Annotated in this window: 11 protein-coding genes; 8 read left to right on the top strand and 3 right to left on the bottom strand. The window is 33.8% G+C overall.

The genetic code is table 11. The features are described 5' to 3' along the window. The first annotated feature begins 35 nt into the window (after nucleotides 1-35). Complete coding sequence (locus tag DNU06_RS08645) at nucleotides 36-497, top strand: DUF4268 domain-containing protein (RefSeq protein WP_111062853.1); 462 nt, start codon at nucleotides 36-38, stop codon at nucleotides 495-497. 1 nt (nucleotide 498) lies between these two features. Here the strand turns inward: DNU06_RS08645 and dacB are convergent, their stop codons facing one another. Next, complete coding sequence (gene dacB, locus DNU06_RS08640) at nucleotides 499-1,962, bottom strand: D-alanyl-D-alanine carboxypeptidase/D-alanyl-D-alanine endopeptidase (RefSeq protein WP_111062852.1); 1,464 nt, start codon at nucleotides 1,960-1,962, stop codon at nucleotides 499-501. Between the two features lie 43 nt (nucleotides 1,963-2,005). Here dacB and asnB point away from each other — a divergent pair, with 43 nt between their 5' ends. From asnB to DNU06_RS08605, 7 genes are read left to right on the top strand one after another with little or no spacing between them, the layout of a single operon-like run. Beyond that, complete coding sequence (gene asnB / locus DNU06_RS08635) at nucleotides 2,006-3,889, top strand: asparagine synthase (glutamine-hydrolyzing) (protein ID WP_158526855.1); 1,884 nt, start codon at nucleotides 2,006-2,008, stop codon at nucleotides 3,887-3,889. Next, a complete protein-coding gene (locus DNU06_RS08630; RefSeq protein ID WP_111062850.1) occupies nucleotides 3,864-5,048 on the top strand; it encodes a glycosyltransferase in 1,185 nt (394 codons plus the stop codon). The genes asnB and DNU06_RS08630 overlap by 26 nt, the downstream gene beginning before the upstream one ends. Next, nucleotides 5,041-5,841: a polysaccharide biosynthesis/export family protein gene (locus tag DNU06_RS08625; protein WP_158526854.1), complete on the top strand. Its 801-nt coding sequence runs from the start codon at nucleotides 5,041-5,043 to the stop codon at nucleotides 5,839-5,841. The genes DNU06_RS08630 and DNU06_RS08625 overlap by 8 nt, the downstream gene beginning before the upstream one ends. Nucleotides 5,842-5,844: 3 nt before the next feature. Next, nucleotides 5,845-8,223, top strand: coding sequence for a GumC family protein (locus DNU06_RS08620; protein WP_111062848.1), 2,379 nt, complete (start codon nucleotides 5,845-5,847; stop codon nucleotides 8,221-8,223). Continuing rightward, the gene (gene rfbC / locus DNU06_RS08615; RefSeq protein ID WP_111062964.1) at nucleotides 8,214-8,759 is read left to right on the top strand and encodes a dTDP-4-dehydrorhamnose 3,5-epimerase; all 546 of its coding nucleotides are present in this window, start codon (nucleotides 8,214-8,216) and stop codon (nucleotides 8,757-8,759) included. The genes DNU06_RS08620 and rfbC overlap by 10 nt, the downstream gene beginning before the upstream one ends. A gap of 4 nt (nucleotides 8,760-8,763) precedes the next feature. After that, a complete protein-coding gene (locus tag DNU06_RS08610; protein ID WP_111062847.1) occupies nucleotides 8,764-9,846 on the top strand; it encodes an MraY family glycosyltransferase in 1,083 nt (360 codons plus the stop codon). Then, entirely contained in the window at nucleotides 9,839-10,072 is a 234-nt protein-coding gene (locus tag DNU06_RS08605) for a hypothetical protein (protein WP_111062846.1), read from the top strand. The genes DNU06_RS08610 and DNU06_RS08605 overlap by 8 nt, the downstream gene beginning before the upstream one ends. A gap of 260 nt (nucleotides 10,073-10,332) precedes the next feature. Here the strand turns inward: DNU06_RS08605 and DNU06_RS08600 are convergent, their stop codons facing one another. Together DNU06_RS08600 and DNU06_RS08595 are read right to left on the bottom strand one after the other, a co-directional pair. Further along, nucleotides 10,333-10,524 (bottom strand): cold-shock protein, encoded by a 192-nt coding sequence (locus DNU06_RS08600; protein WP_111062845.1) that lies wholly within the window; start codon nucleotides 10,522-10,524, stop codon nucleotides 10,333-10,335. Nucleotides 10,525-10,681: 157 nt separating this feature from the next. Beyond that, nucleotides 10,682-13,033, bottom strand: coding sequence for a TonB-dependent receptor (locus DNU06_RS08595; RefSeq protein ID WP_111062844.1), 2,352 nt, complete (start codon nucleotides 13,031-13,033; stop codon nucleotides 10,682-10,684). Between the last annotated feature and the right edge of the window lie 41 nt (nucleotides 13,034-13,074).

Below are 13,074 nucleotides of genomic sequence, written 5' to 3'. Positions count from 1 at the left end.
GACTAAACACATCATTTGAACTAATAAATATCATCATGTTTACAAAAGACGAAAAAAAAGATTTAACCAAAAGGTTTTGGCAAGATTTAGCAGAACGATTAAAAGTGGCTGGTAAAATGAAGGGACGAAATATTGATTGGATGAATTATCCAAATAGAATCAATCATCTTTATTTTAGAATGGAAGCCGACTTAGAAGTAGTTCGTTTTTGTATCGATATTCAATTTTTAGATGCCGGTTTAAGAGAAGTGTATTTTGAGCAATTTGAAGAGTTTAAAGTGATGCTTACAACGCAAATGCCATACGAAATGACTTGGTTAAAATCTTTTGAACATCCGAACTCTAAAAATATTGCCCGTATTTTTTGTGAATTAAAGGATGTAAATATTTACAATGAAAAAGATTGGCCAAAATCACATCAGTTTTTAACAGATTCCTTTTTAGCATTAGATGATTTCTGGCAAGATTTTGGGGATGTATTTAAAGGATTAAAGTAATTTAATACGTCGCCATCAATACCATTAATTTTTCAAAATAACCCTTTACTTTATAAGTAGGGGTGTTGTAATTGTTCATTACCATTGCATAGGCTAATTTTTTTCCAGTAGTACTGTTGACGTATCCAGCATAGGCTTTCATTTTACTCATACTACCACTTTTTCCGATAACACGGCCACTGGCAGCTGTTTTTCGGCCAATACTTCGCATGGTCCCCTTTTTTCCAGCTACGGCCAAACTATTTTTATAATTATTGGAACCTTTCATATATTTTAAAAGGAGGACCAAGAATTTTGCAGACATGGCATTTGAACGAGAAAGTCCACTGCCATCAGTCATTATTAAGCCGCTACAATCAAATTTTGAAGACAGATAAGCTTTTGCGATTAAAGCACCTTGGTGCGTACTGCCTATCCCTTTTCTTTTGTAAGCTATTTCGCATAATAAATGCTCTGCAAATAAATTTACACTATAAAGGTTTGTTAAGTTTATGATAGATAGTAGTGAAGGAGATTCATGCGTATATATGGTTTTTAACGCAGGCATTTGATAGTTACTGTCTTTTAATAGGTTTCTTTTCGTTTCTGGAAAGTATTTTATGGTAATACCCTGGGCTTGTAAAGCTTGGTTAAATTCATGGGTAAATGTCAATTCTGGGTCTGGATTAGCTGCTTTGACCATAAAGTCTTCCCGCTTATATGGAATACTACCTGTAATGTACCAATCTAAACTATATGGTGCACCAAATACATAGGCATTATCTCTCGACGATTTGGCTGCTTGTATACTGCCACCTAAATAAAAATTGGGTAAATAAGGAATTGTACAAGTTAATTTTGCATCCGAGCCAATGGCTTTGGTATCGAAATATAATTTTAACATATTGTCATAAATAGTCAAACCATTCGGTCCGGCACCATAATAATTACCCATGTCGCCCCAGACCCAACCACTAGGACTGCCTTGGTATTCATAGGCTGAACCATCTGCTACCACACGACCATTAATATGTAAAATACCGCTTTCCTTGATGGAATCTGCCCAAGCCATTAAAAAATCACTTTCTTCCCCGTCTTCTGTGTAATAACGAGACCCTAATGTTGGATCTCCTCCTCCTATAATGTATAAGTCTCCATTTAAGGTTTTTGTCGCTTTGTCCAAACTACCACTATAAGCAAGCTGGGTTTTAAAGGTGTAGTTAGCGCCTAAAATATTTAATGCGGCAGCTGTGGTGACTAATTTCATGGTAGATGCTGCAGGAATTCGCATGGATTCCTGGTGTTTTGCTATTATTTTATTATTACTTAAGTCTATGACGTAGCAGGTGAATGGGGACTGGCCGACCCCTGGCTGGTTTGGAATACTGTTCAAGTAATTTTGCACCTTATTATTAGGCATGGTTTCTTGCTGTGCAATGGCAACCGAAATGTAGATAAAGGTGAAAAAAACTAAAATTGAACGCATGGATTTTATGAAATAAATTATCTTTACCGCTAAAGTAAAAACTTTGTGCGGATTAGTCGGAATTTGGTTAAAAAATAACAATACATCTCCCAATGTAAGTCAATTGGGGAATGCAGTACAGGCTTTGGTGCACCGTGGACCTGATGCGCAAGGGCAATGTATAAATCAACAGGTTGGTCTAGGCCATGCACGGCTGTCTATTCTCGATCTTTCTGCCAATGGTAATCAGCCAATGTCTGAAAGTTCCAACAGATATACACTGGTATTTAATGGAGAAATATACAATTATCAAGCCGTTAAAAAACAATTACCTCCAGATACAGTTTTTCACTCTGATACGGATACCGAAGTTTTATTGCAAACAATAATACATTTTGGTTTGGAAGGGGTGAAGCTATTTAATGGCTTTTTTGCATTTCTACTATACGATAAAATCGATAATGTACTTTATTTTGGACGGGATAGAATGGGGATTAAACCTTTGTATATTTATGAAGATGAAACACAGTATATTTTCAGTTCCGAACTGCATGCTTTTTTCCAATTTGATATCGATAAAAGTCTAGACCAAGAAGCCATTAATTCCCTGTTTGAGTATACCTATATTCCTGGTCCAAACACTATTTTAAAAAAAGTAAAACAAATATTACCTGGTAGCATGGGGAAGATTACTACCCGTGAAATGACCATGTCAACTTATTTTGATTTAAGTGCTGTGGCTCCTTTGAAAATCACTTATGAGGAAGCAAAAAAAGAAGTAAAAAAACGTGTTATTTCGGCGGTTGAAAAAAGAATGATTGCAGATGTTCCTTTGGGAGCTTTTTTGAGTGGAGGACTTGATTCCTCTATCGTTTCGTTAATCTCTAAAGGTTTCAAAAGTGATTTAAAAACGTTTTCAGTCGGTTTTGATGTTCCTTTTTTTGATGAATCTGCTTATGCGTCCGAAGTAGCAAATCATATCCAATCCGACCATCAAAGGTTGATGCTTGGTAAGGCTGATTTTAAAAAAGAATTTCAAAATTTTTTAAATGCCAATGACCAACCTTTTGCTGATTCATCTGCTTTTGCAGTTTATGTTTTAAGCCAATTTGCTAAGCAACAAGTGGACGTATGTTTAAGTGGGGATGGGGCAGATGAATTATTTGGTGGCTATCGTAAACACGCCGCAGAATATCGCATTAGAAACACCAATAAAGCAAAGGCCTTATTGATCAAAAGTATTGCGAAAGTAGGTCGTTTTTTTCCGCAAGGTAGAGATGGTAAGTGGCATGATTTGAATAGAAAGTTTCAAAAGTTTTCAAGAGGTTTAGAACAAAATGCCGCAGAAAGATATGCCAGTTGGTTAAAATTTATTCCAATGGACGCTAAAAATAAATTATTGATTACTCCCAAAACTGTAGCCATAGATTTTAGTGAATTTCACTTAGATAAGGATTTAAATGGTATGTTGTTGGCCGATCAATCCATGGTACTGCCTTATGATATGTTAACCAAAGTGGATCGGATGTCCATGCGTTTTTCCTTAGAGGTTCGTACCCCTTTTTTAGACCATGAATTGGTGAACTACATCAATAGTCTTCCTGCTGAATATAAGTTGAATAAAAATGGTAGAAAACAAATTTTAATGGATGCCTTTGCGGCAGATCTCCCTCCAAACATTTTAAAACGTCCAAAAAAAGGTTTTGAAATTCCTATTTTTGATTGGTTAAAAGAAGAACTAGACCTAGCTTTAAAACAAGATTGTTTTTCAGCAACGTTTATAAAAAGGCAAAATATATTTAATTATGATTATATTTGCGACCTTCAAAAAAAGTGGCACTTAGGCACAGTAGGAGATGGCATTTATTTGGTGTGGACTTTGATTGTGTTTCAAAACTGGTGGCAACAATATATTGGCTTTAATGACAAAAAAAGTAAAGATACTTAGAATTATCAACCGCTTTAATTTAGGTGGACCAACCTATAACGTTACTTTTCTTACCGCATTCTTAAATGATGATTTTGAAACTTTACTACTAGGTGGTGAGCCAGAATCTCAAGAAGGGGATGCCATGTTTATTCCGCAAAAATATGGCGTTTCTCCAACGATTATACCTGAGTTACAAAGGAGTATTAATTGGAAACAAGACCGTGCTGCTTATAAAAAAATTAAAGCCATTATGCAAGAATATCAACCCGATATTGTGCATACACATGCGTCCAAATCAGGGGCTATTGGACGTCTAGCAGCAATCAATTTGAAAGTTCCCGTTATTGTACATACCTTCCATGGCCATGTCTTTCATTCTTATTTTGGAAAATTGAAAACACAGGTCTATAAAACAGTCGAAAGGTATCTGGCTAAGCGGTCTTCTGCAATCATAGCTATTTCTGAACAGCAAAAACACGAACTGGTAAACATTCACCGAATTGCAAAAAGTGACAAAGTGAAAGTGGTTAATTTAGGATTTGATTTGTCTAAATTTCAAAGCGATATGCCACAAAAAAGGCAAGACTTTTCTGAAAAGTATGAGGTGAGTGATGCAGAAATATGTGTGGGTATTATAGGCCGATTGACCGCCATAAAAAACCATGACTTATTTTTTGATGTCATACAAGAAGTCGCAAGTCGATCGGATAAGAAAATTCATTTTTTTATCATTGGGGATGGCGAATTGAAAAGTGAATTAGAAAAAAAAGCAAAACAGCTGTTGGACATGTTTCCACAGATTCGTATCACATTTACTTCTTGGATTAAAGACGTTTCCATTCCCTTAGCCCGACTAGATATCGTTTGTTTGACTTCATTAAATGAAGGGACACCAGTGAGTTTAATTGAAGCACAAGCTGCTGGGGTACCTGTAATTACCACCAATGTTGGCGGGGTAAAAGATATCATCCATGTTGGGGTTACAGGATTGATTGTTTCGAGCTTTGATGCTATTCCGTTTGGAACTGAAATTTTACGATTAATAGAAGGGGATAAACTACGAACGCAAATGAGTCAAGAAGGATGGGCGTTTGTTAAAGAAAAATTTCACTTCAAAACCCTTTGTTTTAATATAGAAAGCCTATATTTGGACTTGCTAAAAAATGACAATGTTTAGAATAAATAAAATTAATATTTTCTACGTTTTTTTAATCGTGGTATTGGTTCAAAGTTGCGGGATTAACAGTGATTTAATGTTGAAAACACCTAAAGATTATGTGTTTGCTGATTTAGACTCCTTGGCGAATAAAAACTTTAATAATGAATATAAAATTGAAGTGAACGATATCATTCAATTTAAATTCTATACCAATAAAGGAATTCGAGTGTTGGATGTTTCTGCTGGGACCAGTGATTCTAAAACAGGAAATGCAAATAACCAACTGACTGCCACCAATGGAATTTTCTATGTTATTAACGCAGATTCATTGGTGAAATTACCCTATCTAAATATGGTGAATTTGGTGGGTAAAACCATTAGAGAAGCAGAATATTTCTTACAAGATAACTACAAGGCCTATTATGTTGATCCATTTGTTCAAATTTCAATTACGAATAAGAGAATTTTTGTTTTCCCTGGAAGTGGGGGGGAAGCGAAAGTAGTCAATCTAACCAATAATAATACAACCCTAATGGAAGCAATTGCCTTATCTGGAGGGTTATCCCAAAGGGGTAGAGCAAAAAAAATAAAGTTGATTAGAGATATAGATGGTGAAAGATTGGTGTATCTGATTGATTTGTCCACCGTGGAAGGATTAAAATATGTGGATTTAATTGTTCAAAATGGTGATTATATTTATGTGGAGCCTGTTCCGGAATTAGGGAAAGAAATTTTAGCACAAATTGCGCCAGTGGTATCTATTTTATCAAGCTTGTTAATTGTGATCTCTGTTGTACAGGTATTGAAATAATTTATGAATAACTTTCATATAAATAATGAAAATGCAATTTCGTCATTAAACAAAGATATTGATATAGATATCTTAAAAACAGTTTTTAAAAAAAACTGGATTTGGTTACTGTTGTGCGTTATTATTGGTGTTTCTATTGCCTTTGTGTATCTCAGATATACCAAACCTATTTATGAATCAAGAGCCATTATTCAGCGCTCATTAAAAGATGAAGGGCAAAGAATATTAGAGTTTAAAGATTTTAATACTGAAAATAACCTCTCTGCTGATGTTGAATTATTAAGGTCACCATTTTTAATGGAAAAGGTCTTGATGAATTTGAATTTAAAAATTTCTTATTTTTCAGAAGGGGAAGTATTGATCGAAGAAAAATTTAAACAAAGTCCTTATCACCTTATATTTTATGAATTGAAAGATTCTTCCTTGATAAATGTTCCAATTTATTTAAAGGATGGACAAGATGGTCTTTATTTAGTTTTTAATGCCAATCAGAAAAAAAATGAGATCCCTGTAGCGCATGACCAATTGGTAGACAACGAATATTTTAAATTTGTCTTTAAAATAAATAATGAAAAGGTATTTAAAGCGGATTTAGAAAAAGATGATTTATTCTTTAAAATAAATAATTACAAAACGTTGACAAATGTATTGATTCATTCCTTAATTGTAAATATTGAGAATGCGGATGCCAATACCATCAAAGTTTCTTTTAGAAGCAATAATAATGTTTTGGCCCAGGATATGGTCAGGGAAGTAGTGGAAACTTTTTTTACTTACGACTTAGAAAAAAAGAGTAAAAGTTCTGAAAGTATTCTTTCCTTCATTGATGAACAATTAGATACCGTTTACAATAGTTTGAAATTTTCTGAAAATAGTATTCAATCTTTTACCAATATTTCAAAAAACAACAATCCTGCACTTTACAAAGAAAACTTATTGGATCAAATTGATCAATTGAGAACAGAAGTATTGCAAGCCGATTTAGAGTACGACTTGATTTTAGGACTGGTGGAAGGTATTAATTCTAAGAATAGAGTAAGTATTTATAATTTAATCCCCACCTTGGCTGGTACTCGATTTCAACCTTTATTGGAAGGGCAAATTGAAAAATTGTATAGACTATTAGAAGACCAAGAGGATGCATCTTATAGGATGACCATGGAAAATGATGGGTTAAAAAATCTGGAGAGCAATATTATTAATCAAACGGAGACGATTAATAGAACCTTAAAAGCCATAAAAAATCAAGTAAAAACTAGAAAAGATGCTGTGAATAAAAGGGTCGCTAATTTAGAATTGAAGCTGTATGGCGTACCGCAAAAAGAAATGCAATTGGCTGGATTAAAAAGAAAATTTGATTTGAATGAAAAGTATTATTCCTTATTAATTGAAAAAAGAACCCAATACCAAATATCGAAAGCTGGATATACTATTGATAATAACATATTACAGGAAGCTTCAGCTCCTGTACTAATTTCACCCAATCCTAAAATGATATACATGGCCGCTTTTGTGCTCTCCTTACTTATCGGTATTGTATATTTGGGGATAAAGTATATCACCTTTAATGTAATTAATAACGAAAAGGAATTAAGAAAATTGATTCCATCTCGGGTTGGTTTTTTAGGCTTAGTACCAAAAACAAAAACCACGAGTAACAATTCTATGCTACTTGTAAATCATCAACCTAAATCTGTATTGACGGAAAATTACCGTCATATTCGATCTAATTTACAATTCATATTAGATTCGGAAAAATCAAATGTAATTGCTATTTCATCCTCTATTTCAGGGGAAGGAAAAACTTTTGTATCTCTTAATTTAGCAGGTATTTTTACCCTCGCAAATAAAAAGGTGATGGTGCTAGATTTAGACATGAGAAAGCCAAAAATACACCTTGGATTTAATGCCAAAAATGAAGGTGGTATGAGTGGTATCCTTGCTGGTACTTTAGAATGGCAAAATTGTATTAAAAATTCAGAATTAGAAAATTTAGATTTTATTACGGCTGGTAATATTCCACCAAATCCTTCTGAACTGATTTTAAATGGGAGACTGGATACTTTATTAAGTGAGTTAAAACAAATATACGATATTATCATCATTGATAATCCACCTATTGGAATCGTTTCTGATGGGGTAAATGTGATGAACAATTCTGATTGTCCAATCTATATCGTAAGGGCTAACTATACCAAAAGAGTACTCATGCAACAATTGAGTAAATTAATTGGTGATGATACAGTAAGAGATTTATATGTGATTTTAAATGACGTTGAAATGACTAAAAGTCAATATGGCTATGGTTATGGCTATGGGGGGTATTATTCTGATGAAGATTCTAGTAAAAAGAATAAAAAATGGTTCCAAATATGGAAGTAAAAAAATTTAATATACCGGGGGTACTTTTGTTAAAGCCAAAGGTATTTAAAGACGAAAGAGGTTATTTCTATGAGTCGTTCAATCAACAAAAGTTTAATGAACTTACCGAATCTCCTATAACTTTTGTGCAAGACAACCAATCCATGTCTCAAAAAAACACCTTGAGGGGCTTGCATTTTCAAGCACCACCTTTTGACCAAGGTAAATTGGTTCGTGTAGTGAAAGGCGCTGTAGTAGATTTAATCGTGGACATTAGAAAAAAATCAGCTACATATGGACAAGCATTAATGGTAGATTTAAAAGCCGATCAACATGAAGTGTTATGGGTTCCTGCGGGTTGTGCGCATGGTTTTTATACCCTAGAAGAAGATACCATTTTTCAATATAAATGTACTAACTTTTATCATAAAGAAAGTGAAGGAGCTATATTATGGAGTGATCCTGCATTTCCATTTGCAGCAGCATTTAAAAATCCAATTTTATCCGCTAAAGATGAAATAGCTTTGCATTTTAATCAATTAAAATCTCCATTTTAATCCCATGCGCGAAAGTTTATTATCTATTTTTAATATCATTATTATAACAGGTGGTGCTTTTGTGCTCTCTTTTTTAATTAATCATTTTTTTTTAAGGTTTTCTAAATCTTTTGGTATTAGGAATAAAAATGATGTAACCATAAGATGGAGTAATACTTCAAGACCTTCTTTAGGAGGTATTAGTTTTTACATTGTGTTTTTAATGAGTTTTATGTTTTATGCTATTTTTATAGGAGACGATAATATCTTTAAAAATCAAGAACTATTAGGTCTATTTTATACCGCCACCTTGGCTTTCTTATTAGGCTTGTCGGATGATGCTTATGATACACGACCATTTATAAAGCTTTTTATTCAGATCTCCTGTGCTGTCATCCTTATTTTCACCAATAATGGCGTGATGCTATTTGACATGCCTATTCTAAACTACATCATTACACTGCTATGGGTGGTAGGTATTATGAATTCCATTAATATGTTAGATAACATGGATGGTATTACTACCATTATCAGTATTTGTATTGTTGTTTTATTTGTCTTTATTAATACGCCATTTAGTATTGAGAATAATATAGATATATTTTTCTTAATGACTACTTTGGGAGCGTTATTAGGATTCTTATTTTTCAATTATCCACCAGCTAAAATGTTTATGGGGGATACCGGAAGCCAGTTTATAGGAATTATTTTGGCTTACTTTTCAATAAAGTATTTATGGAATGATGGCGTGGAGACTCAAACCCAAGGCGTTTTTGCGAATGTTTCAATTGTATTAATCGCCTTTTCAGTTCCCTTGATTGATACTTTTACGGTTAGTATTAATCGATTGCTTAAAAAAAAATCACCTATGGTTGGAGGTAAAGATCATACAACACATCATTTGGTGTATAAAGGGTTTACTGAAAAACAAGTGTTTTATGTATTTATGTTTCTAGGATTAATAGCTAGTATACTCGGTTTTGTTTTCCAACGCTATATCCCTTATTATTCTTTATCTTACATTATTTTGTGGGGGTATTTTGGATTATTATTAACCTTTTTTATTCGCATGACGCGCAAACAAAAACACCTCGAAAAAAATGCCTAAATCTATTCAATTAATATGGGATTTCTACGGTCCTGATGCACTTCAGACAGCGAAACACCACGCAATACATTTAAAAGAATACTTTGATAAGGAAGCGCATTCATTCCAAAAATCAGATGCTGAATTAGTGACAGAGGATCATGCCATAGGGTTTATCATTTGTGCCGAAAAAGAAGTTCACCTAGTAAAAAATCAGTTAAAGCCACACCGCGCTTTAATTTTATAATATTACCTCAATTTGAGAAGTGAAAAGGAATGGGTTTTAAAGGATGGATATCGCTTTTTGAGGTTACTGCATTAATCCTTTTAAGCTTGGACTTGGTTGCTATGTTTTATATGATCAAACTTCTTTAATGTATGTCGACCAATAGATAGGATAAGTTTTTTAATGGAAATGTGGATTCAATGCAAGCCTAGGGAAAATATTGGGCATAAAAAAAGCCCAGACTTGACATCAGGGCTTTGGAAAATTTAAAATATAATTTATTAAATTACTTTTACATTTACTGCGTTTAAGCCTTTTTTTCCTTCTTGTAGTTCAAACTCTACATTATCGTTTTCACGAATCTCATCAATTAATCCTGAGATGTGCACGAAGTGCTCTTTGTCTGTTCCTTCTTCTGTGATGAATCCGAATCCTTTAGATTCATTGAAAAATTTTACTGTACCTTTATTCATTATAATTATTTAAATATATTGTGGCAAAGGTAAGTTAATTTATTAATTCTGATTGTTTTTCTTTTATTTTGTTCTTGAATTCTATTTATTTTTCTGATAATTTGTAGTGTGTGGTTCTGAACCGCATCTAGTATATTGTTTAAATCGGTTTCTTTACTTAAAACTCTAAGTGATAACTTAAAACAGGGAATAGGCTAGTGGAGGGAACTACTACTTGACTTTTAGTTACCGTATCGTACTCTCTATAAATGGCATTGGAATTTGAAAACAAGTTTTTTATTTGTAATGACCAAACTGTTCTTTTATTGTTTTTATTCACCTTATAGGAAAACGTAAAGTCTAAAAATACTACTGGTTTGTCTCTTTCCGAAAAGGCTGCACTTTCATCATATACTGTTTCTTGTTCCGCTTCAGAAGCAACTAAATCAATAGGCGTGTATGGTTGCCCACCTAATGCTGCTAAGTTCGTGTTCCAAGCAAAGGCTTTGTACTTTTCGTTTTTCTTCTTTAATTTGTACTCTTTCCCTAATAAAAATTTAACATTATATCGGTTGTCGTACGCTGTTGAACGCTGTATACCATCACTTCCTGTATATAAAGAGCGGTAAATTGATGCGTTAACAATATAGTATAAACCGTGTTCATTGTAACGCTCAAAACCTATGTCTAATCCATAATTTTGCCCCGTACCATTGTTTACTAATGGCCTAATATCAGTTAATTCTGAAAAATTGACCATTGCAAATGTACCGTCGGCCTCTGTAGGAATGTCGTAAAGGTCTTGGTAGTAAACTTCAACTCTTAAACTATGGTTGGTCCAAACTTTTCCTTTATAGCCTAAAATGTAGTGGTTTGATCGGGTAAAGTCTAAATTTTTATTTGGAAAACGATCTGCTAAATTGGCATCCTTGTCTGTATATAAATATGCCGCATAATTTTCAATTTGAGAATGCATCCCAGCAGAAGCACTGATGCTATGTTGTTCTGAAATTTGATAAGAGATACTTCCCCTAGGCTCCAAGGCTTGCTTATTGTTTACATCATAATAAGTATAATGTAAACCAACGTTTACAGACCATTTTTCGCTCAAAAAGAATTTAGAAGCGGTGTATGCTTTTAATTCATTACTTACTCCTTTACCATTAAATGGAGAACTGTAATTATTGGTCACAAAAGAATAACGATTAGTGTTCCAGTCGTGGTACGTATTGGTGAAACTAGCGCCACTTACATGAAAGTGTTTTTTATTAAATTTATGTTTGATAGATACTGCCATGGAAATAGGCAATGAGTTGTACGCGTTGGTTCTTTGATCAATTAATGAGTAAGAATCGGTAACATATTGCTTGTTATCAAGTTGTTTTGTGTAACTGATGGCTGCAGTAGCTTTAAATATGGTGTTTTCACGGATAAAGTGCTTGAAAACCCCACCCATCAATGCCATTTTACTCGACAGTATTAAATTCGTTCTGTCTAAACTTTCTTCCCAAGTTTCTGAATCTAAGGTCGCAGTTCGCGTTCTTAAACTGGTGCCTCCAATTCCAAAAAACTTTAAGTTAGACCTTTTAGTAAGTGGAAAGTTTAAGCTAAAAGAAACATCTTGATAGGTAGGTTGGCTAGGGTAGCCTATTAACCTGGCAAGACCAACTAAACCGTATCGATAGTTGATGGCGTAAGATGCTTTTTTGTTTTTATTCAATGGCCCTTCGGAAGCGATATCCAATCCCAGTACACCAACTTGAATCATGTGTTCATGTTTTTCTTGGTTACCTCTTCTAAATTTAGCATCAAATATACCGCCCAAGGCATCACCGTATTCGGCAGAAAAAGCACCAGTGTAAAAATCACTTTTATCCAATAAATGTAAACTAAAAATAGTAAAAGTTCCACCGGCACTACCAATTCTCGAGAAATGTGTAGGGTTAGGTAATGTAATACCTTCCATTTGATATTTTAAACTACGTGGTGAATTTCCTCTAATGCTGATAAAATTTTCAGAAAAACCTGTTGCAGAAGTAACCCCTGGTAGGGTACCAGCAACACGAATAGGATCGTCTAATCCACCAGCAATTCTTTTGGCATCTCCTGCTTCAATAGAAAAACTACTGGTTGTAGCCATTTCATTAGTTGGCTCTCCTCTTAATTTTGCAGGTTTTACTTCTACCGTGTCCAAGGCATTATTTCTGTTCTGCATTTGTATTTCAAGTACAATTTCTTTACTGATGGAAACTTCAATCCCTGGATCTATAAATGATTGAAAGTTTACATGTTTAAAAAGTACGTCATACGTACCTAACTCTACTTTGTCGAAAGTGAAATCACCAGAATTATTTGAAATTATTTCTTTGACTGCCAAACCATCTTTTAATAACTTTACTTGTACTCCTTCTATTGGGGATTCGGAAAAGGTTTCGGTGATATTTCCCCTAACGGTTTGATACGCTTGCGCAAAAATAGAATGTGCACTAAAAATGGCAAAAGTAAGGAGTATTAATTGGCTTTTTTTCATGTCTTTTTATACCATAAAGCCTAAACTTTTTAGGGTTTAGG

The sequence above is a fragment of the Putridiphycobacter roseus genome, from assembly GCF_003234935.1.
In the GTDB taxonomy this organism is placed as follows: domain Bacteria; phylum Bacteroidota; class Bacteroidia; order Flavobacteriales_D; family Crocinitomicaceae; genus Putridiphycobacter; species Putridiphycobacter roseus.
This window is presented reverse-complemented; position numbering and strand designations above follow the sequence as displayed.